Below are 20,304 nucleotides of genomic sequence, written 5' to 3'. Positions count from 1 at the left end.
CGCGCGACGATCTAGTCGACGGTGATCGACTTGCTGACGTTCTTGGGGACGTCAGGGTGCACGCCGTGGTCGGCGATGCCGAGGTTGTCGAGGTAAGCCGCCTTGAGGACGCTCATTCGAAGGGCGAGCTGCTGTAGAGCGACGATCGACGTAAACGCCGTGAGCAGTGTGTCGCCAGTCTTGGGGAGGGTCACGTAGACCGACCGATACGCCGCGTTGTCGACGGGAGCCTTGGCGGCGGAGCGCCTGAGCGAGTCGTCGTCCTCGGCGAACACGATGGACATGGCGCCGCGAATCTTGTGCGTGTTGAGCTGCGAGATGGTGAGGGCGACATCCCGTGGGTCGGGACCCGTCAGGTAGAGCAGCGGGTAGTCGCAGCGAAGAACGTCGAAGAGCGCGTGGGACGCTGACTTCGCGCCCGCGGAGCCGGCGAACGCGCGCGCCTCGTTTTGCAGGTCGGCTCCAATGGAGCCTAGGTGGCCAAGCAGCGCGCCGATCTGGTCGGGACCAAAGACCGTGTTGAAGCCCAGGAGCGTGTTGGGGCCGTGCTTGAACTCGGACGCCTCGAAGCCCTCCGCGTGGTCGAGGACCACCTCTCGGATCTTGAGCGCCCCTTCGCGCGCGAGTCCGGAGAGTCGCGTCGCCAAGAGGTGCAGCGACGGCCGCAAGAAGAGCAGCTGCGCGGCCTCCTCGACGTGGGCCGCGGTGGCGCTCGTTGTCTCCTGCAGCAGCGCCGGAAGCCGAGCCAACCCCGCCTCCGCCGACGCGATGCGGCGAGCGAGCGCAGCGTCACCGGCGAGATCGGTCTTCGCCCGGCGCTCGGCGACGCGTTGGGCGAGCCCCAGGAGGAGCGCGAGCTGCGCCGTGAAGCTCTTGGTGGCGGGAACGGCGATCTCTGGCCCGCAGCGGAGCGGCACCACGAGGTCGCTCTTCTCTTGGGCGATCGTCGAATTGACGTTGTTGACGATCGAGATGCGCGTGGCGCCAATGCCGCCGGCGATGAGGTCATCGAGGATATCGACGAGGTCCTTCGTTTCGCCGCTCTGGCTGATGGTGATGACGAGGTCGTGCGCCGAGAGCGTGTTCGAGACGCGTTCGCGGAACTGCCCGGGCAAGAGCGGAACCAGTTCGACCCTGGCCAGCTCGTTCCAGAAGAGCGCGCCGGTGCACGCCGCGTTGTACGAGCTTCCGCACGAGACCACGAGGATGCGACCGCGGTTTTGGACGGCCTTCGCCACAAGATCGACGAAGCGCTCGACGAGCCCCGCGAATTCGGCCGCTTCGCCCTCGTCCGTCAGCACACGCGGCGCGCGCCCACCGGCGAGCAGCTCGAGGATCGTCGCCACGGCCCGCGGCTGCGCGGCGATCTCCTGCTCCATGAAGGTCGAGTAGCGGGGGTCGAGCGCCGTGTCCTCCGCGCGGAGCTTGCTCCGCGTGGTCGCGCGGGCGATGGGCGCGCCGCCCTCCACCGCGTAGAGCGTGTGGTCCATGGCGTCCCACTCCACGAACTCTCCCTCTTTGAGGGGCAGGAGCGTCTCGGTCATCTTGAGGATCGACGACAGGTCCGAGGACGCGAGGCCAAACCGCCCGGAGCGCGGGTCTTCGCCGACGCCGAAGTAGAGGCTCGAGCCCTGCTTGATGGCCCAGGCCGTTCCCGTTACCGGGTCGACGACTACGGCGGCGTAGGAGCCGTGAAGCCGCGCTGCGGCCGCGACGATGGCCCGTCGCATCGCCTCGCGGCGGGCCGCCGGAGCGGCCGCGTCGACGTGCGCAAGCTCGATGGCGAACTCGTGTTCGATCGAGTGAACCACCATCTCTCCGTCGTTGTCGGAGCGGACGCTGTGGCCTTCCGCCTCGAGCCACGCCTTCAGCGCGTCGCAGTTGGTGACGTTGCCGTTGTGGGCGCCGTAGATGTGCGTCTTGCAGCGCACCTCGTGGGGCTGCGCGTTTTCGGCGGTGACGGCGCCGAAGGTCGCCCAGCGAACTTGCCCACAGAAGATGCGCCCCGGGAGCGCGACGATGCCAAGCTCCTTGACGACCCTGGTTGGCGCGCCGACGCCCTTCCGGAGCACGACGGTGCCGTCGTCGCTCTGGATGGCCGCACCGGTGGAGTCGTACCCCCGGTATTCGAGGGTTCGGAGGAGCATGCCCGCGACCTCGCCGAGGTCATCGCGCTGATGCTGACAAACAAGGCCCAATACGCCGCACACGGTCGGCGGACGCTAGTCGGTATGGCGGGGAATGGGAAGCGCCCAAGGCACCCAGCCGGGGCGGCTTATCGGGTATGGTATTCGGCGGCTTTTGGGCCGCCGGACCGGCCGACTCATGAGGCGGCGGCCGGACTTTACGTGGGAGAGGACCGGAAGAGCATGAGCGCTGAGAAGCCCGCGGCCGTGGCCGCACGAAACGAAGAGAGCGGTGGCAACTTCGTGCGCGACATCATGGCCGAGGACAAGGCCGCCGCGAAGCATGGCGGGCGCGTCACGACCCGGTTTCCGCCAGAGCCGAACGGCTACCTTCATATCGGGCACGCCAAGGCCATCTGCGTCGACTTCGGCCTCGCCAAGGAGTTCGGCGGCGCGTGCAACCTGCGCTTCGACGACACGAATCCGACCACCGAGGACGTTGAGTACGTCCAGTCGATCCAGGCGGACATTCGCTGGCTCGGCTTCGGTTGGGACAACCTCTTTTACGCATCGGACTACTTCGAACAGCTCTACGGCGCCGCGGTGAAGCTCATCGAGAAGGGGCTCGCGTACGTCGACAGCCTCTCCGAGGAGGAGATCCGCGAGTACCGCGGCAACTTCTACAAGAAGGGCACCGAGAGCCCGTACCGGAACCGCCCCGTGGCCGAGAGCCTGGACTTGTTCAAGCGCATGCGCGCCGGTGAGTTCAAGGAGGGCGCCCACGTCGTTCGCGCCAAGATCGATCTTTTGTCGCAGAACATGAACCTCCGCGACCCGGTGCTCTACCGCATCCGCCACGCGCCCCATCACCGGACCGGCAACAAGTGGTGCATCTACCCGATGTACGATTTCGCCCACCCGCTCTCCGACGCCATCGAGAAGATCACCCACTCGATCTGCACCTTGGAGTTCGAGTCGCATCGACCGCTGTACGACTGGTGCATTCGCGAGACCGACATGTTTCCGTCGCGACAGATCGAGTTCGCTCGCCTCAACCTGACGTACACGGTCATGTCGAAGCGCAAGCTCCTCGAGCTCGTGCAGAAGAAGGTCGTGTCGGGCTGGGACGACCCGCGGATGCCCACGCTCTCGGGGCTCCGGAGGCGCGGCTACACGCCGGAGGCCATCCGCGCGTTCTGCGAGCGCGTCGGCGTCGCCAAGACCGACAGCCTCGTCGACGTGGGCCTCCTCGAGCATCACCTCCGCGAGGACTTGAACAAGCGCTGCCCCCGCATCCTTGCGGTGCTCCGCCCCCTCAAGCTCACCATCACCAATTTCCCCGAGACCGAAGTGAAGAGCATCGACGCGCCGCTCTCGCCGGAGGACGCCTCTCTAGGCTCGCGGACGATGCCGTTTTCGAGGACGCTCTACGTCGACCGCGACGACTTCACGGAGACCCCCGCGAAGGAGTGGTTCCGGCTCGCGCCGGGGCGCGAGGTGCGGCTCCGCTACGCGTGCCTCGTCACGTGCAAAGAGGTCATCAAGAACGAGTCCGGCGACGTCGTCGAGCTTCGCTGCGAAATGGACCTTCAGTCGTGGGGCGGCCAGGCGCCCGACGGTCGCACCGTCAAAGGCACGATCCACTGGGTCTCCGCCGCCGAGTCGGTACCCGTCGAGGTTCGCCTCTACGACCGGCTCTTCCGCGTCGAGAACCCGGGCACGACGGAGGGCGTCTCGTTTCTCGACGAACTGAACCCCGACGCGCTGACAACGGTCACGGGGCGCGCCGAGCCCTACGTGAGCAAGGCGAAGGCTGGCGATCGCGTGCAGTTTGAACGGGTCGGTTACTTCTGTGCGGATCCCGACACGACGAGCGAACGCAGCGTGTGGAACCGAACGGTGACCCTCAAGGACACTTGGGCCAAGATCGCCAAGAAGGCCGAGCCGGCGAAGGGGGGAAAAGATGCGAAGGAGCCTAAGGCGCCGGCGCCCAAGGCCGGGGACGTAGCGAGCAAGCCAGCGGCGCCCAAGGCCGCCAAGGGGCCGCTGCCTCCCCCCGCCGAGATCCTCATCGACGACGTCGCGAAGCTCGACCTCCGCGTCGGCATCATTCGCACCGCCGGCCTCGTCGAGGGGGCCGACAAGCTCCTACGCTTCGAGGTTGACCTCGGGGAGGGGAGGCTTCGGCAGATCTTCTCGGGCATCCGCGACACGTACGCCGATCCCGCATCGCTCGTGGGTCGCAGCGTCGTGGTCATCGCGAACCTCAAGCCACGGCAGATGAAGTTTGGCCTCTCGGAGGGGATGCTCCTGGCGGCGAGCCTCACCGACGGCTCGCACCCCGTCGTGACCCTCGACGGCGGCAAAGGCGGCCCCGGCGACAGGGTTTCCTAACGGAGAGCGGCGCGGACCCGCCGCCGAGCGGGCCCGTTGGCTCGCCTCGCCTCGAGCCGCTACCCTTGTCCCGTGCCGTTTCGCGACGATGACCTAGCGCTTTCCGAGCGCGTGGACGCCATGCGTGAGGAAGTGGCGGCGGCGACGTCCGCGTTGGCGGCGAAGGATGCGTCGTTCGCGCCGCCGCGGTGGGTGGCGTGGCTCCTGAGGCCGGCGCCCGTCATTGTTCTTTCCATCGCGGCCAGCATTTTGCTGCTGCCGGCCGGGCGCGCCCTGCACCGTCGCGCCATGGACGAAGTACGGCCCGCGAGCATTCGTGAAACGCTCTACGCGGCCGTTCCGACGCTAACGCGGCGCTGCGTCCCCGTCGGCCGGTACGCGGAGGTGGCGATCACCGTCGCGGTCGACGAAGACGGGTCGGCGACGGCGAGCGGGACCTCGGTGCGCGCCTTCACCGACGGCGGCGAGCCGCTCCCGGCGAATGGTGCCGCCGACATCGAGCGGTGCGTGGTGGAGTCGCTCCCGCGCGCCTTCGGGGCCGGGTCGCGCCCCGTCGAGACGGGCGTCACTTTGCGCATGTTGCCACGCGCTGGAGTCGAGCGATGAAGCCGCCGGCACGAAGGAGCGTTGCGCTGCCGGAGTTTGAGCGACTTCACGTCGAGCGCGACCGCGCGCGGGAGGCCTTGGCGTCCCCCGAGCGACAACGAGACCAGGTTCGTTCCCGCAAGGTCGCGGCCATCGTCATCGTGCTCCTCGCGTTGGCGCCGGTCGTGCTGTTTTTCAGCGGGCGGAGCTTCAATCGGCCTCGCCAGACCATCTCCATCCATCGTGAGCTGCTCTTGCGCGACGCGCTCCTCGAGGCCGTGCCCACGTTCGACCGATGCTTCCGCGGCCCGAGCGCCGCGCACGTCAGGCTCCACGTGTCGGTCGATGAGCGCGGCGGCGTGACTCGAGTGGCGACGAACACCCGCGACGTCGATGCCGCTTGCGTGCAGTCGGAGCTTCGCTCGCTGCGCGCGCCGCCGACCTCACGCGCGACGGTTACCTCGCTGGATGTCGTTCTGTTTCCGGCGCGCTGAATCGCTGCGCGAGGCGGCGGCCTCAGTGGGTCAATCCGGCGATAACGTTGCCCGCCATGATGCCGCCGCTGAACGGGTGCAGGTAGTGGGCGAAGTCCATCGCGAGGTAGTAGCAACTCGCGCCGCCCGTCGACGCGCCGCAGTCGTCGGTGAGGTCCCACGCGGACTCGCCTATCGGGAAGGTCGGATGCGTCGAGTTCTGGAAGCCCGCGTAGTAGCAGGTATCCCCCTTGAGCTTGGGCGAAGACCTCCACGAGGCGAGGGCCGGGTCGGTGGCGATCTTCTGCGCGTCGGCGGCGTCCTTCACGACGAGAAAGTTGAGCGAGCCGCCCCCGTGCACTTCGAAGGTGACGAGCCTGTTCGCCACGGCAAAGGCGGGACCGCAAGGCGAGTCGCTGATCCACGCGATGCCGCCGCTCGAGTCACCGGAAGCCGTCACACGTCCCGCGTAGGAGTTCGCCTCGGTGCGAAACTTCACGATCCAAACGTTGCCCTGCACGCGGTTGAAGCCGAGGCGGGTGGGCGCCTGGCTCGCGAAGTAGGTCCCGTCACCAACGGCCGAGGGACCCCACTCGCGATAGACCACGTTGCGGTTGAAGCAGGTGGATGGGACGGGCAATGTGGGGCAGGGGTCGATGGGAGCGGCAGCGGCGTCAAGGCTCGGCGTGACGCCTCCGTCGGTGGGGTTCGGTGCCGAGGGCAGGCCCCCGTCGTGCGGGGTCGAGCCGGAGCCGCGCGTCGCGCTCGTCGCGGCCTCGTCGGGTCTCGTGCCGATTGAGGGGCCTCCAGCGGCGAGCATGCCACCGGCCTCACCGCTCGCCCCGTCGGAGCACGCCGCGAGCAAGAGCGCGAAGGTGACGAGCGGCCGCGTGGCGGAGAGCATGCCCCTCGGCAAAGCACAAAGCGGGCCGGAAAGATCCGCCGGAGAAACCCCACCGTGTGAGCAAGACCGTTGCACGTGGAGTGCACGACCGCCGAAGCACGCCGAGCCCCCGGCGCCCAGCCCCGAGACGCGAGCGACGCGCCACGGATGGAGGGGACGCTCCACATGGGCGACGGAGACGGCCTTGTGCCGACGGCTCGCGGCGGCTTCCGTTGACAAGCGTCGACGCGACGGCCAAGACGGAGCCCTCCTGATGTCGTCTTCCACCCGCACCACCCCTTGGTTGCTCGGCGCGGCCGCGTGTGCCGCCATCGGCTGCGGCGCAGACGAACGAGCCTCGCTCCCTGGTCGCGCGGATGCGGGCGCCGACGCATCCGTCGCCGTCGTGTCGACACCCGACCCTCCCGACGCGGGGGCCGGCGTGTGTCAGAAGATGGACATCCTCTTCGTCATCGATGACTCGGGCTCCATGTCCGAAGAGCAAGCAGGGCTCGTACAGAGCTTCCCGGCGTTCGTGTCCGTGCTCGACTCCTTCAAGGTCCAAGGCGGAGGCCTCCTCGACTACCGCGTCGCGGTCACCACGACGGGGCGCGACGTCACCTATTCGCTCAAGACGACGCCGCCGATGCCGGAGTTTGTCATTCCCATGAACCAGAAGGGGATGAACGGCGTCCTTCGACAAGACTGCGGCATGAGCCGTCGGTGGATTGAACGAGGCGATGCCAACGTCGCGAGCACGTTCGGGTGCGTTGCCCACGTGGGCACCACCGGACCCGGCGTCGAAATGCCGCTCCTCGCCGCCGAGCTCGCGCTTGGCGATCGCGTGAAGGACGGTACCAACGCAGGATTTTTGCGCGACGACGCGCTGCTCGCCATCGTCTTCATCACCGACGAGGAAGACTGCTCCCGTCGCGACAACGACTTCATCGAGCTCAACGACATGTGCGAGGTCGCTTCGCCCAACGTCATCGCCCCGGCCCACTTCGTTCAGTTCCTCGACGCCACGAAGAAGGGCGCGGGGCGGTGGGCCGCAGCCGCCATCGCCGGCCCGGGGGTGTGTCAGTCGGCTTTCGGCAGCGCCTACGAAGCGGCTCGCTTGAAGGAATTCGTGAGCTTGGCGGGGCCCAGCGCTGTCTTCTCGTCCATTTGTGCGGGCAGCTTCGCGAACGCGCTCGAAGACGCTCTCGGTACGTTTACGGCGGCCTGTCGGGCGTTTCCGCCTCCGAAGTAGCGTGCCCGTCACGCGGTCGTTGCTTGCACGGACAAAATCTAGTGGTAGTAGATGCCCCTACACGTTTCCGGGGGTAAAAATGGCCAAGCTCGGTCTGCTCGTAAGTCCTCTTCTTCTATCGTGTTTTGTCGTGGCCTGCTCCAGCACGCCAGACGCTGTCGACGAGAGCGCAGACGAGCTTGGCGCCAAGTTCGGCGGAGTCGTCGAGGGCACCGATGAAGCCTGCGCGGTCCTCCGCGCTGCCAACGAAGCCTCGGTCGACGAGCTCGACGAAGGCGCCGCCCTCGACTCCCGCGCGGCCAAGGCGATCGCCGCGGCCCGCGCCGGCGAAGACGGCCGCGCAGGGACGCTCGACGATCAGATCTTCGCGACCCTCGCAGAACTCGATGCGGTTCCCTACGTCGCGAACACCGCGTTCCGTAAGCTCAGGAGGCACGCGGCGGCGACGGGCTCGTACGGCTGCGGCGTCGTCGACGTGCAGCTCCTCGCGTTCAACGACTTCCACGGCAACCTCAAGCCTCCGTCGGGCTCGTCGGGGAAGATCGTCACGGGACCGAACGCCTCCGTCGACTTCAAAGAAGCCGGCGGCGCCGAGTATTTCGCTTCGCACATCCAGAAGCTCCGGGCTGAAAACCCAAACACGCTCGTCGTCGCCGCCGGCGACATCATCGGCGCGACGCCGCTCATGTCCGCGCTCTTCCATGATGAGCCGAGCATCGAGTCGATGAACGCCGTTGGTCTCGACGTCGCCACCGTCGGCAACCACGAGTTCGACGAGGGGCCCGAGGAGCTCTTGCGCATGCAACACGGCGGTTGCCACCCGGTCGACGGCTGCCAAGACGGTGACGGCTTCGAAGGCGCCCGCTTCCGGTACCTGTCGGCCAACGTCGTGTCGGAGCGCACCGGCAAGACGCTCTTTCCCTCGACGACGGTGCGAAACGTCCGTGGGGCCAAGGTCGGCTTCATCGGTGTCACCCTAGAAGGAACGGCCCTTGTCACGAGCCCGACGGGAACCGTGGGGCTCTCGATCAAGGACGAGGCCGAGACCATCAACGCACTCGTGCCCGAGCTTCAGAGGCGGGGCGTCGAGACGATCGTCGTGCTGATTCACGAAGGCGGCGCGACGACAGGGCTCTACAGCGAGTGCGTCGGCGTCTCCGGCGCGCTCTTCGAGATCGTGAACCGGCTCGATGCAGCCATCGACGTCGTCGTGGCGGGACACACGAACGCGGCTCACGTGTGCAACCTCGGGGGCAAGCTTGTCACGAGCGCCGCGGCCTTTGGTCGCCTCGTAACGGACATCGACCTCCAGATCGACGCGAGGACGGGTCACGTCGTTGCCGGCGAGGCCAAGAATGTCATCGCGACGCGCGACGTCCCAAAGGACGCCGCCCAGACGGCGATCATCGCGAAGTACGACGCTCTCTCGGCGCCGCTCGCCAACAAGGTCGTCGGCACGGTCACCGGCGATCTCCTAAAGTCCGCTACGACGGCCGTCGAATCGCCGCTTGGCGATCTCATCGCCGACGCGCAGCTCGAGGCCACGCGCCAGAACGGAGCCGTCGCCGCCTTCATGAATCCCGGCGGCGTTCGCGCCGACATCACCTTCGCGCCATCGCCCGCCGGCGAGGCGCCTGGTGCCGTCACCTACGGCGAGGCGTTCACCGTGCAGCCGTTCGGCAACACGCTGACGACGCTCTCGGTAACGGGCGAGCAGCTGAAGACGATGCTCGAGCAGCAATGGTCAACGAGCGGCGGCGTCGAGAAGGTCAACTTGCTCCAGGTGGCCAGCACGGTCTCCTACTCGTGGGACCCGACGAAGCCGCTGGGAAGCCGCGTCGACGGGTCCACCTTCAAGATCGCCGGGCGCGTCGTCGAGCCGGCGGCCACCTACCGCATTACGGTGAACGCCTTCCTCGCCGATGGCGGCGACGGCTTCGCGATCCTGAAGTCGGGCATCGAACGCGTCGGTGGGGGCCTCGATCTTGACGCCCTCATCGGCTACTTCGCCGCGCACGCGCCGGTGAGCCCGCCGGCGGCGAACCGTGTCACGAAGCTCTGAGGTCGTCTCCGCGACGGCCCCGTGAAGCCGCCGTTTTTGACCGGTTTATGAGGATCGAATCCGGATGATGTAGGCATTTACGCTACAGTGACTTGCATGGTCGCACCCTGGAGCTATTGCTTGGGATGCGTTTAGCCGCCCTCACTCTCTCTGCGTTCTGCCTCTTCGCCCTTGGATGCTCCGCTGGCCCTGGCCCCGATGAGACGGTTGAGGGCGAGGACGAACTCCGCGGTGGCGCGGCGTCGACGAAGGCCGTCGTCAAGGGCAACACCGAGTTCGCGACCGAGCTCTACCAAGAGCTGAAGGACGGAGACGACAATGTCTTCTTCTCGCCGTACAGCATCTCCTCGGCGCTCGCGATGAGCTACGCCGGCGCCAACGGCGGCACAGCGACGGCGATGCGCGAGGCACTTCGGCTGCCCAGCGGCAACGTCCACGCGGCCTTCAAGAACATCGCCGCCCAGCTGAAGAGCCGAAACGCCACCGACTACCGTGGTCGCGCCGGCTTCCAGCTCAGCGTCGCCAACTCCCTTTGGGGCGAGAAGACGCAGCGCTTCGACAGTGGCTTCGTTTCAGTCGTTGGCGACAACTACGGCGCTGGCCTCGAGCTCGCGGACTTCCTCCACAAGGCCGACGCCGAGCGTGTTCGCATCAACACCTGGGTGAGCGACCAGACGAACGCGAAGATCAAAGATCTCCTGCCGCCAAACATCCTGAAGGCCGACACGAAGCTGGTGCTCGTCAACGCCATCTACTTCAAGGCCGAGTGGGACTCGCCGTTCCGAACCGACAACACGGAGCGAGAGCCCTTTGCGCCGCTCGCGGGGGGCTCCGTCAACGTGGACATGATGTCGCAGACGCGCTCGATGAATCACGCGGCCACCGAGGCCTACGACGCCGTGGCGCTGCCTTACGCCGGCAACGAGGTTGAGCTCGTGGCCATCGCCCCCAAGGCGGGCACGTTCCGCAACTTCGAACGAACCTTCGACGCGGCGAAGCTCACGCAAATCACCGGAGCCATGGAGCCCAAGCGCGTCGCGCTCAGCCTGCCCAAGTTCAAGATCGAGGGGGCGAGCGTCAAGCTCAAGGACAAGCTCGAGTCGCTCGGCATGGGGGTCGCGTTCACCGACTCGGCAGACTTTCGCGGCATCACCGGCAGCCGCGACACGAAGATCGCCGACGTCGTGCATAAGGCCTTCATCGCTCTCGACGAGAAGGGCACGGAGGCGGCTGCCGCCACGGCCGTCATCAACGTTGCGCGCGGCATGGTCCCGCGCCAGCCCATCACGGCGCGCTTCGACCGTCCGTTCCTCTTCGCCATCCGCGACGTCCCGACCGGCACGGTCCTCTTCATGGGCCGCGTCGCGAAGCCCTGAGCGCTCTCTCAGTCGCGGCAGAAGTCTGGCTTCCGCTGTTGTGTGGCGGTCGAGAGCGGACCTACGCCTGAGAGCCTGCCGGAGTGCGTGAGCCTCGCCGTCGCCGTGATGCTCGAGTCCGTCAGGTCCGTTGCCTTGACCACGTAGTTTCCGCAGGAGCTCCCCGGGAGGTCGAGCGTCACCTTGCCGCTGCTGATCGGCACCGGTGGAGCCATGGCCAAGAGTGCGCCGGACGCTTCGAGCACCTGAACCCGGAGCGAGTGCGAGCCTAGGCACGCATTCGCCCTCCAGCCGATCACGACGTGCTGAGGCGAATTGGACTCGGGGTAGCGCAAGTCCTTGTCTTCGAGGCTGAGCCGGAGCGGCTTGACGACCCTCTCAACACGGTTGGACGCGATGCCCGTTGTCTCACTTCGGGCCTGCAGCCAGTAGATCGCGTCGGACCTTACCGTCGCGGTCACCCACTCGGTGCGGCCTGCCCAGACGGGGGTCTTGTCGACGCCCTTGGGGCTCGTGACCCACTCGAAGGTCCCCGCCGCGTTGGTGGCCAAGGTGCTGACGACCTGAGGAACGCTACCGGGGCCCACTAGAGACAACGTGACGGTCACAGGGCCTGCGTTGCCGGTCGACGTCCACGCGACCTGCTCCTGCGAGCAACTCTCGACGCTGCCGCCGGGCAGGTTCCCAACCTCCAAGGAAATCCGCGCCGACTGAAGCCTAACCTTCTGTCGCGCCTCGACGCGGGGATCACGGGTGTTGGCGACAACGAGCTCGTATTCGCCATCGGACACGCTCGCCGGGAGCCTGAAGTTGAACTTCCCGGAGGCGTTCATCTTTGCCACGGGGATAGGCGCGGGCCCCTCCAGGGTGACGTCCACCTCCTTCGATGCGGTGTCGACGGACTGCCACTCCACAGGGTAGATGGCCCCGCCGTACCAGGTGCCGTGAAGGGCGACGCCGTTCTTGTAGCTGTTCCACTTGGGCGACACGATCGTGATCGTCCCCTGGGGCGTCGTGTCCGGCGGGCGAACGACCTTTGGCGTGACCGGCGTGACCGGCGTGACCGGCGTGGGCGCGCGTGCGCCGGATGCCGGCGCCAGCGGCAGACCGAAGGCGACGGGCCCGACGGAGAGCGCGGCGGCCAAGACGAACCCACCCAGCAGACGTCGGCGGCATGGGACGATCGGAGTGTTCGAGTTCATGGTGCCTCCTGTGGACGTCGTGCGCGCGCCGCACGCGCTCTGCTTCGAATCTCGTCGCGCCAGGAACGTAAGCACCTCGCGGGGGCACGCCAGCCAATGGCACGTGAACGCGTCTTCTGCGCGACGCTGGAATCCCGGCGGCAGGCGTTGCCGGTTCACGGCGCTCCTCGGGCACGCTCGCGAGCGGCGACACGCGAAAGGTCACCGAGCCTGTCCTCGAGCTCTCGCGGCAGAGCGTGTGCCGAGCGGTTCGACGAAACGAGCCCAGCGCGCAAGGCGAGCAGGCGAGACGATCGGCTACGTCCGCGAAGCCCCTTCCGAGACGGCCTCGCCGACGTCTTCCAGGGGATGGAAAGCAGTTTGCGGAGTCCGACTTGTCTGACGACTTCGTCGAAACTCCGCAAACTGTCCGGTATCAGTGGCGGGGTGGACGGGACTCGAACCCGCGGCCTCCGGCGTGACAGGCCGGCGTTATAACCGACTTAACTACCACCCCATCCGGAGGCGAACGTGTATCCCAACTGCGCGTCCGGACGCAAGCCCTTACGAACCAGAAATCAATCCGCGCGGTTTGGCGTGGTCCGGCTCACGAGCGGCCCCGCTCGCTCAAGGGCGGTGCGACCGACGAGCCGATGCGCCGTTCGAAGAAGGCGCACAGCTCATCGTGGTGCTCGCGGGCGTCCTCGTGCCCTAGGCGAATGAGGTCCTGGCAGAAGGCACCGTCGAAGAGCAGGTAGGAGAGGAGGTCGGCCTCGTTTCGCGAGTCGTCTTCCGCGAGGCGGAAGAGCACGCGGCCTAGGGCGCCCTTGGCCCGTGGGCGAAAGGCCGCGGAGCGCACGTATTCGCCAGCCAGCTTGCCGATGTCCGACGAGGAGCGAATCAGAATCGCGCGGAGCGGTCTGACGCCTCGTTCGGGCCCGCGGCCGAGGGAGCGGTTCAGTTCGTCGGTGAAGGTGGGCCCATACGTCTTCGCGCCGGCGTCGAGGATTCGATTGATGGACTTCAATCGAGCGAGGTCCGAATCGATGCGGTCCAAGAGCAGCGCGTTGAGGGTCTTGCCGAGAAGGAACAAGGGCCCGGGAAAGGTGTCCTCCTCGACCGGCGTGGCCGCCAACGCTTCGCCGCCCACGTGCCGCGGGTTGATGACGATGAGCCCGTCGGCGCCAAGGCGCCGCGCCGGCGAGAGCGGGACGTTTTGGCGAAGGCCGCCGTCGCAGTGGAACTCAGAGCCAAGCTTCACGGCGGGGAACAAGATCGGCAGCGCCGCCGAAGCCAGCGCGTGTTCCAGTCGGAGCTTGACGGCTCGCGGCTCGATGGAAGGATCGCTGCTCCAGCTCGGCACCGTCCCGTCGCGCCGTTGGACGAAGACGACCGTCTTGCCTGTGACGACGTGGGTCGTCGAGACGCTGATGGCTTCGACGAGGCCCGCCGCGATGTTCGCGTCGATTCGTTCGAAGGGGATCTCCTTGGCGACGACGTTCTCGATGCCTCGCGGGTCGAGCAGGCCACCCTCGCGGGCGGGGACCTCGCTCTTCGAACCGCCGCGGCCCAGGAGGCGCCCCATCATGCCGAGCAGGCCGCGCGTGTCGAAGCGAATGAGATCCTCGATGCGAAGACCGGACCACACGTGCTCAAGGCGCGACGAGCGCGCGCGCGGTGGCTCGTCTGCGAAGGCAGCGAGGGCGCAGGCGTTTAGGGCGCCGACGGACGTCCCGCAGAGGACATCGATGGGCACGGGGCGCCCGATGGCGCGGGAGACGTCCTCCAGAAGGTAACGAACGACGCCGACTTCGTAGGCGCCGCGGGCCGCGCCGCCAGCGAGGACCAGCGCCACCCGCGAGACGGGGCTACGGAGCGGCGGATCACCCATCGCCGAAACGTATCAGCCGCAGCTGGCCGTTCGAAATGAACGGCTGCCGCGGCCGACGGCCCACGTTGGGCCCGGTATCACGCGTTAGACCGGCTCGCGGAGCCGCGCGCGCGCGGGCACTCGGAGCTTGCGGAGCGCCTGGCTTTCGATTTGCCGAATGCGCTCACGGGTGAGCGAGAAGGACTCGCCGATTTCCGAGAGCGTTCGCTCCTCTTGGCCATCGAGTCCAAAGCGCATGCGGAGGACCTGCTCTTCGCGCTCGGTGAGGTTCTTCAAGAGCTCACGCGCGGCGGAGATGGTCTCCTTCTTCGTCAGCTCGTCGGAGGGGGCGGGCAACGACTCGTCGACGATGAAGTCGCCCATGCGAGCATCGCCGTCTTCGCCGACCGGTGCCTCGAGGCTCACCGGCTGGCGTCCCGTGCGAAGCGCGATCTTCACCTTCTCGAGCGGAAGCTCGCTGGCCTCCGCTAGTTCTTCCACGGAAGGCTCGCGGCCGAACGCCTGCTCGAGCTGTCGCGAGATCTTGCGCAGCTTGTTGGCCGTCTCGACCATGTGGACCGGCGTGCGGATGGTGCGTCCCTGATCGGCGATGGCGCGCGAGACGGCCTGGCGAATCCACCACGTGGCGTACGTGCTGAACTTGTAGCCGCGGCGGTAGTCGAACTTATCGACGGCGCGCATCAAGCCGATGTTGCCCTCTTGGATGAGGTCAACGAGCTGCAAGCCCTGGTTCTGACCCTTCTTGGCGATGGCCACGACGAGTCGGAGGTTTGCCTCGACGAGGCGCGCCTTGGCGGCGTCGGAGATGCGCTCGCCGTCGCGGATATGACCCAACACCGCGTCGAGCTTCTTCGTGTGGCCGTCGCGCGCGGCCGAGCGGCGAATGCGACGCGTCACGCGTTCGAGGGCCGCTTTGCTGAGGCGCACCGCTTCGAGGGCCCCGGCAGCGCGCTCTCGCGCCGGGCGGAGCACGTTGGCCGGGGAGCGCTTCTCCAAGAGCCCGGCGTATCGCTTGACGGCGCCGAAGAGCCGGAGCACCGCGAGCCTCAACTCTTGCGCGTCATCGGAGGCGTCGTCGTCGCTGGCGCTCCGCGTGACGTCTCGAAGACGAATGGCGCCCTTCTTGACCTCGTCGGAGATCTTCAAGAGCTCTGCGATGGCGACCGGTGAGGCGAGAAGGGCGCGGACGACTTGGTTCTCACCGAGCTCGATCTGCTTGGCGATATCGACTTCTCCCTCCCGCGTGAGGAGGGGGACCGTGCGAAGTTTGAGGAAGTACGCTCCGAGCGACTCATCCCCCGGCCCAGATGCTGCCGTGGATTCGTTCTTCATGGGGTGCTGCACAGATTCTCCGCGGCTCTTGAGGGACCAGGAGCGAGCGGCGAAAGGGTTCTTTTGTGAGGTGGCGGGCTTAGGGCTAGCGTTCATAAGGTGTGCCGGGATTGAAACAACGCAAGGGTTGGACGGATTCCTGGTCGATTCGATTGGGGCGCAGGATGTGTGCCGAACGCCTACATTTGCGCGAAGGCGTTGATAATGCGCGCAAACTTGCGAGGCCCGCGCGACGCCGCTAGCGAGACATACGCGTGGGGGAGTCGATAGGATCTGAACCTCATGATGGCCACCTCCCCATCGATCGCACCGGAGCTCACGTTGCCGCCTGTCGCGACGACGTGGGGAAAGCTGCGGTCGAGCGTCCTTCGGCACGTCGCGGCGCGAGCGTTGCCGCAGAGCTTCATGTTCTTTCATGGTGCTCGCGTGGGCCCGAAGCGAGTGGCCCTCACTTTCGACGACGGCCCCGACGAGGGAACGGTCCGCTACCTGGAGCTGCTCGAGCTGCTGAACGTGCGGGCGACCTTCTTCGTAATCGGCGATCGCGCGGAGCGGCGGCCGGACGCCGTGCGTGAGATCCTCGCGGCTGGCCACGAGCTGGCGGGGCACGGCTTCACACACCGCCAGTTTCCTGAGCTGTCGGCCGCCGAACTCGTGGCGGAGTTGCTCCGCACGGCGGAGGCGCTGCCGCTCACGACGACCCGTCACCCGCTGGTGCGACCGCCGAAGGGCGCCGTCAACCCGCGCTCGCTCGGACGCACCGCGGCCGCTGGCTTCACGTCGGTCATGTGGTCGCTGGACTCCGACGACTGCCGCACGACGGACCCGGCGCGGGTCGCCTCCGCCGTCTCACCGTCGCGCGTCAAACCTGGCGAGGTGGTCTTGATGCACGAGGGTCAAGAGTGGACCCTCGAGGCGCTCCCGCGCATCGTCGGCGAACTCAGGTCGGCGGGCTACGAGCTTGTGACCGTCGGCGAACTCATGGAGAACCTTTGAGTCCCGCGGCGCTTGAAGAGCGAGGGTTCTTGCCAAGACCGCGCGTGCGTTGCGCGAGAGGAGGGGAGCGGTGCTGAGAACAAAAGCCGCGCGTGTGCTCGATGGCGTCGGCGCCTTCAGTGCGTTTCGGAAGATACGCAGCTTCGGCCTCGATCCTTGGATCACGGTCCTGACCTATCACCGCGTCGGCGACCCCGAGCGCATCGGCGAACTTGATGGCGGCGTCGTGGACGCGCGCGAGGCGGCCTTCGATGCGCAGATGGCGTTCCTCCAGAAGCACTTCTCCGTCATCGGCCTCGATGAGCTCGCTCATTTCGCGCGCGGCGGCACCCTGCCGGTCAACCCCGTGCTGGTGACCTTCGACGACGGGTATCGCGACAATCACGACGTGGCGCTTCCAATTCTGAAGCGCCACCACATCCCCGCGGTCTTCTTTCTCGCGACCCACTACTTGAACGAGCGACGCCTCTTTTGGTGGGATCGGGCAAGCTTGCTCATCCGCCGGTGCACGAAGGACGCGCTCGACCTCTCCTATCCGCGCGCGCGGCGAATTCCGCTGGGGCAGGAGCCCAAAGCGCGCGCCCGCGCGTTTCGCGCCGCGCTGGCCCCGGTGAAGGCTTACTTCGGCATCGAGCTCGGGCGCTACATGGAGGACCTTGAGCGAGCCACCGGCGTCACGCTCAGTCGCGACGAGGAGCGTCGGCTCGCCGATCAGCATTTGCTCACTTGGGAGCACGTGAAGGCCATGGCCGACGCGGGCATGTCGATTCAGTCGCACACCAAGACGCACCGGATTCTGGGCACCCTGGACCCGGCGGCCCTCGACGACGAGCTTGGCGGCTCGCGCGAGGAGCTCTCGGCGAAGCTCGGGAGGCCCGTCACGGCGGTGGCCTATCCGGTCGGCAAGAGCCTCGCGTGCGCGCCCGAAGCGCGCCGCGCGATTCGTCGGGCCGGCTACGAGCTCGGCTTCTCAAACGGCACGGGACTCACGACGACCCTGCGCTTCGACCCCATGGAAGTGAAGCGCCTCTCGCTCGAAGTCGATCTCCCAGATGCGTACTTCCGCGGTATGGTGTCCCTGCCGTTCTTCGCGTACGAGCCTCATGCCGACCCCCGACGTACGGATTACCCGCATTGAATCGCTGAGCGAGCTCGAGGCCCTCGAGCCCGCGTGGTGGGATCTCTGCAGCCGTGCTTCGGAGCCCGAGCCGGTCACCACGCCGACGTGGCTGCTCGCTTGGTGGCGCGCCTTCGGCGCTGACGCGCGCACGCTCTTTTGCCTGGCGCTCTGGGATGGCGACCGGCTCGTGGGTCTCGCGCCGATGCTCAAGCGGACCGTTCGGCATCGCGGCCTCGTCCCCATGCGTCGCATCGAGCTACTCGCCACCGGCGAGGACGAGGCCGACGAGATTTGCAGCGACTACGTCGGCGTCATCGCAGAGCGTGGCCTCGAGGTCGTCGTGGGACGCGCCGTGGGACAAGCTCTCGCTGACGACGATCGCCATTGGGACGAGGTGTTTCTGACGCAGGCAGCAGCATCACGCACGCTTCGCGAGCTTGCCATTGGCCTTGCGTCGCGCGGCATCGTCTCTGTCGAGACGGAGCGCGGTCTGTGCCCGCACATCATTCTGCCCAAGACATGGGACGACTACGTCAAGACGCTCGACGCCAAGAGCCGGTACCTGGTGACGCGCGCGCTAAGAGAGCTCGACAAGTGGGCCGGGCCGACCGGCTACAAGCTGCGTCGGGTCACCACCGCCGACGAATTGGAGGAAGGGCGCGCCGTGCTCTACCAGCTGCACGCCACACGATGGAAGCGCGCAGGCCACGGCGGCGTGTTCGTCCGTGATCGCTTTCGAGCGTTCCACGACGACGTGATGCCGAAACTCCTCGCACGTGGCGAGCTCGACCTCATCTGGTTGGAGGTGCAGGGCAAGGCCGTTGCCGTGCTCTACAACGTCCTCTACGCGAACAAGGTCTACGTCTACCAGAGCGGTCGCACCGACGACGTGCCGAAGAACCTGCGCATCGGCATCGCCATGAACTGCGTCGCCGTTCGCGACTACATCGCCAAGGGGTTCTCTGAGTACGATTTCCTAAACGGCGTGTCGCAATACAAGCGTCAAATGTGTGCAGGACGCACGCACTCGCTGGTCACGTTGCGAGCCGCATCTCGTTCACCGCGAGCGCGACTCTTGGAGGCCGCTCGCGTCGCGACGGAAGGCGCCGCGCGCAGGGCCAAGGTCGTTCGCGACGAGGTGCGGCGACTTCGCGGCGTGCCCGGCGCCGCGCCCCGCACGCGCGGCGACGACGGCGATTCGGGCTAGCGCAGCCAAGCTAAGCGACTCAGCGTTCGACGACGACGACGCGGCGTTTGCCCGACGACGTGGGCTCCAGCTCGGAGACCTCTTCAATGCGGACGTCGACGCCCTTGAGGAGATCTTGCATGGCGCGCTTGGCCTCGGCGAGGACCGCCGCCGACGAGTCCTCGCCGCGGATGACGCGCATCGTGACCGACAAGTCCTTGTGCTGGACGACCTGAAAGCGCCGCACGGCGGCGGCCAACGGCGTGAAGATGATGTTGAAGATGAGGCCGCTGACGGCGCTGCCGTCTTTGTCCCGGAGCAGTTCGGCGCTGCGGCCCTCGACAGACTCGAGGCGCGGTAACGTGCGGCCGCAACCGCAGCGCGCTCCCGAGCCCATGCGCACGCGATCGCCGGTCACGTATCGGATGAAGGGCATGCCGAAGTTGTGTAGATCGGTGATGGCGAGGTCGCCGTCTTCGCCGGCTCGCGCGTGACGCAAGCGTCCGCCCTCATCGACGAGCACTTCGACGATGAGGTTCTCCATGGAAATGTGGAGCCCGTCGTGGAGCTCGCACTCGGAGCCGATGAGCATGAACTCGCGACAGCCGTAGGTCTCGAAGACGCGCTGCCCGAAGGCGCGCTCGAGGTCGAGGCGGTCGTGTGGGTAGAGCTTCTCGGCGCCGCAGATGACCGAGATCGATTCCCAGTCGCGCAGCCCCTTCTTGTTGATGAAGCGGGCAAGCTCTGCGCCCGATTGGGTGTAACAAAGGAGCGCCGCCGGCTTCTTTCGTCGAATCGCGTCGACGACCGTCATCATGTTCTTCTCGCTCAGCACGCCGCACGGGTAGTAGTGCTCGCGACGAATCATGTGGTCTGCCTCGACCTTCGCCTTCGCGAGGCCGGCGAGGGGCCGTGAGTTTGGGGCTCCCCAGAAGTGAATCGACACGTCGCCCGGCCGGTAGCCGGCCCACGCGTAGCCGCGAAGTTTCGTCGCCTGCCGCCAAGCCTCGCTGCCGACGTCGTAACCGAAGTGGAGCGGTTCGGCGGTCGTGCCGCCGGTGTTCTTCCGGATCGAGACTCGCGGGGCGGTGAGCGACTCGCGCTCTTTCACGAAGCGTCGTGCGTCGTCGCGCGTGAGCAGCGGCAGCCTCGCGAGATCATCGGGCGAGCGTATCCAGCGCGGGTCGACGCCGGCGTCTCGGAAGCGCTTTTGGTAGAAGGGGACGTGGTCTGCGGCGTGGCGAATGAGGCGTCGCAGCGCGCCTTCCTGGATGGACCGAAGCTCATCCAGCGGACGCCACTCGGTCCCCTCGAGGTAGCGGAGCAGCGCGTGGGTTGGCCGCCGTTTGACGGCGCCCTCCCAGGTCGGGAAGAGCACCCCACGAAACAGCTCGCCGTAGACGTCGCGCATCGATGCAGAGCATACCGTATCGGCGTGTCGCGTCCC

At 67.0% G+C, this 20,304-nt stretch carries 15 protein-coding genes and 1 tRNA gene; 9 read left to right on the top strand and 7 right to left on the bottom strand.

Annotated features, from left to right (window positions below):
• Positions 1-11 precede the first annotated feature (11 nt).
• Positions 12-2,147 carry an SIS domain-containing protein gene (locus IPG50_04965; GenBank protein ID MBK6691541.1) on the bottom strand — a complete coding sequence of 712 codons (2,136 nt, stop codon included), beginning with the start codon at positions 2,145-2,147 and terminating at the stop codon, positions 12-14.
• A gap of 222 nt (positions 2,148-2,369) precedes the next feature.
• Between IPG50_04965 and IPG50_04960 the strand changes: the two genes are divergently transcribed.
• The 3 genes from IPG50_04960 (at position 2,370) to IPG50_04950 (ending at position 5,599) form a co-directional block, all read left to right on the top strand.
• Positions 2,370-4,520 (top strand): glutamine--tRNA ligase/YqeY domain fusion protein, encoded by a 2,151-nt coding sequence (locus tag IPG50_04960; protein MBK6691540.1) that lies wholly within the window; start codon positions 2,370-2,372, stop codon positions 4,518-4,520.
• A gap of 72 nt (positions 4,521-4,592) precedes the next feature.
• The gene (locus IPG50_04955; GenBank protein MBK6691539.1) at positions 4,593-5,126 is read left to right on the top strand and encodes a hypothetical protein; all 534 of its coding nucleotides are present in this window, start codon (positions 4,593-4,595) and stop codon (positions 5,124-5,126) included.
• Positions 5,123-5,599: a hypothetical protein gene (locus tag IPG50_04950; GenBank protein MBK6691538.1), complete on the top strand. Its 477-nt coding sequence runs from the start codon at positions 5,123-5,125 to the stop codon at positions 5,597-5,599. The genes IPG50_04955 and IPG50_04950 overlap by 4 nt, the downstream gene beginning before the upstream one ends.
• Positions 5,600-5,621: 22 nt before the next feature.
• On the opposite strand, the gene IPG50_04945 is transcribed toward IPG50_04950, so the two are convergent.
• Positions 5,622-6,482 carry a hypothetical protein gene (locus IPG50_04945; GenBank protein ID MBK6691537.1) on the bottom strand — a complete coding sequence of 287 codons (861 nt, stop codon included), beginning with the start codon at positions 6,480-6,482 and terminating at the stop codon, positions 5,622-5,624.
• A gap of 253 nt (positions 6,483-6,735) precedes the next feature.
• Between IPG50_04945 and IPG50_04940 the strand changes: the two genes are divergently transcribed.
• From IPG50_04940 to IPG50_04930, 3 genes are all read left to right on the top strand, one after another.
• Positions 6,736-7,713 carry a hypothetical protein gene (locus IPG50_04940; GenBank protein MBK6691536.1) on the top strand — a complete coding sequence of 326 codons (978 nt, stop codon included), beginning with the start codon at positions 6,736-6,738 and terminating at the stop codon, positions 7,711-7,713.
• A gap of 79 nt (positions 7,714-7,792) precedes the next feature.
• Entirely contained in the window at positions 7,793-9,775 is a 1,983-nt protein-coding gene (locus IPG50_04935) for a bifunctional metallophosphatase/5'-nucleotidase (protein ID MBK6691535.1), read from the top strand.
• A gap of 125 nt (positions 9,776-9,900) precedes the next feature.
• A complete protein-coding gene (locus tag IPG50_04930; protein ID MBK6691534.1) occupies positions 9,901-11,151 on the top strand; it encodes a serpin family protein in 1,251 nt (416 codons plus the stop codon).
• 8 nt (positions 11,152-11,159) lie between these two features.
• Here IPG50_04930 and IPG50_04925 read toward each other — a convergent pair whose 3' ends face one another.
• From IPG50_04925 to IPG50_04910, 4 genes are all read right to left on the bottom strand, one after another.
• Entirely contained in the window at positions 11,160-12,353 is a 1,194-nt protein-coding gene (locus IPG50_04925) for a hypothetical protein (GenBank protein ID MBK6691533.1), read from the bottom strand.
• A gap of 419 nt (positions 12,354-12,772) precedes the next feature.
• A tRNA-Asp gene (locus IPG50_04920) sits at positions 12,773-12,849 on the bottom strand.
• Between the two features lie 90 nt (positions 12,850-12,939).
• Positions 12,940-14,223 (bottom strand): patatin-like phospholipase family protein, encoded by a 1,284-nt coding sequence (locus IPG50_04915; protein ID MBK6691532.1) that lies wholly within the window; start codon positions 14,221-14,223, stop codon positions 12,940-12,942.
• Positions 14,224-14,307: 84 nt separating this feature from the next.
• Entirely contained in the window at positions 14,308-15,555 is a 1,248-nt protein-coding gene (locus IPG50_04910; protein ID MBK6691531.1) for a sigma-70 family RNA polymerase sigma factor, read from the bottom strand.
• Between the two features lie 282 nt (positions 15,556-15,837).
• Here IPG50_04910 and IPG50_04905 point away from each other — a divergent pair, with 282 nt between their 5' ends.
• The 3 genes from IPG50_04905 to IPG50_04895 all read left to right on the top strand — a co-directional run bounded on the left by IPG50_04905 (position 15,838) and on the right by IPG50_04895 (position 18,878).
• On the top strand, positions 15,838-16,551 hold the full coding sequence (locus IPG50_04905) for a polysaccharide deacetylase family protein (GenBank protein MBK6691530.1): 714 nt from the start codon (positions 15,838-15,840) through the stop codon (positions 16,549-16,551).
• 70 nt (positions 16,552-16,621) lie between these two features.
• Entirely contained in the window at positions 16,622-17,689 is a 1,068-nt protein-coding gene (locus IPG50_04900; GenBank protein ID MBK6691529.1) for a polysaccharide deacetylase family protein, read from the top strand.
• Entirely contained in the window at positions 17,655-18,878 is a 1,224-nt protein-coding gene (locus IPG50_04895) for a GNAT family N-acetyltransferase (protein MBK6691528.1), read from the top strand. The genes IPG50_04900 and IPG50_04895 overlap by 35 nt, the downstream gene beginning before the upstream one ends.
• Before the next feature lie 19 nt (positions 18,879-18,897).
• Here IPG50_04895 and IPG50_04890 read toward each other — a convergent pair whose 3' ends face one another.
• Positions 18,898-20,268: a phenylacetate--CoA ligase family protein gene (locus tag IPG50_04890; GenBank protein MBK6691527.1), complete on the bottom strand. Its 1,371-nt coding sequence runs from the start codon at positions 20,266-20,268 to the stop codon at positions 18,898-18,900.
• Between the last annotated feature and the right edge of the window lie 36 nt (positions 20,269-20,304).

The sequence above is a fragment of the Myxococcales bacterium genome, assembly GCA_016703425.1.
GTDB lineage: Bacteria > Myxococcota_A > Polyangia > Polyangiales > Polyangiaceae > JADJCA01.
This window is presented reverse-complemented; position numbering and strand designations above follow the sequence as displayed.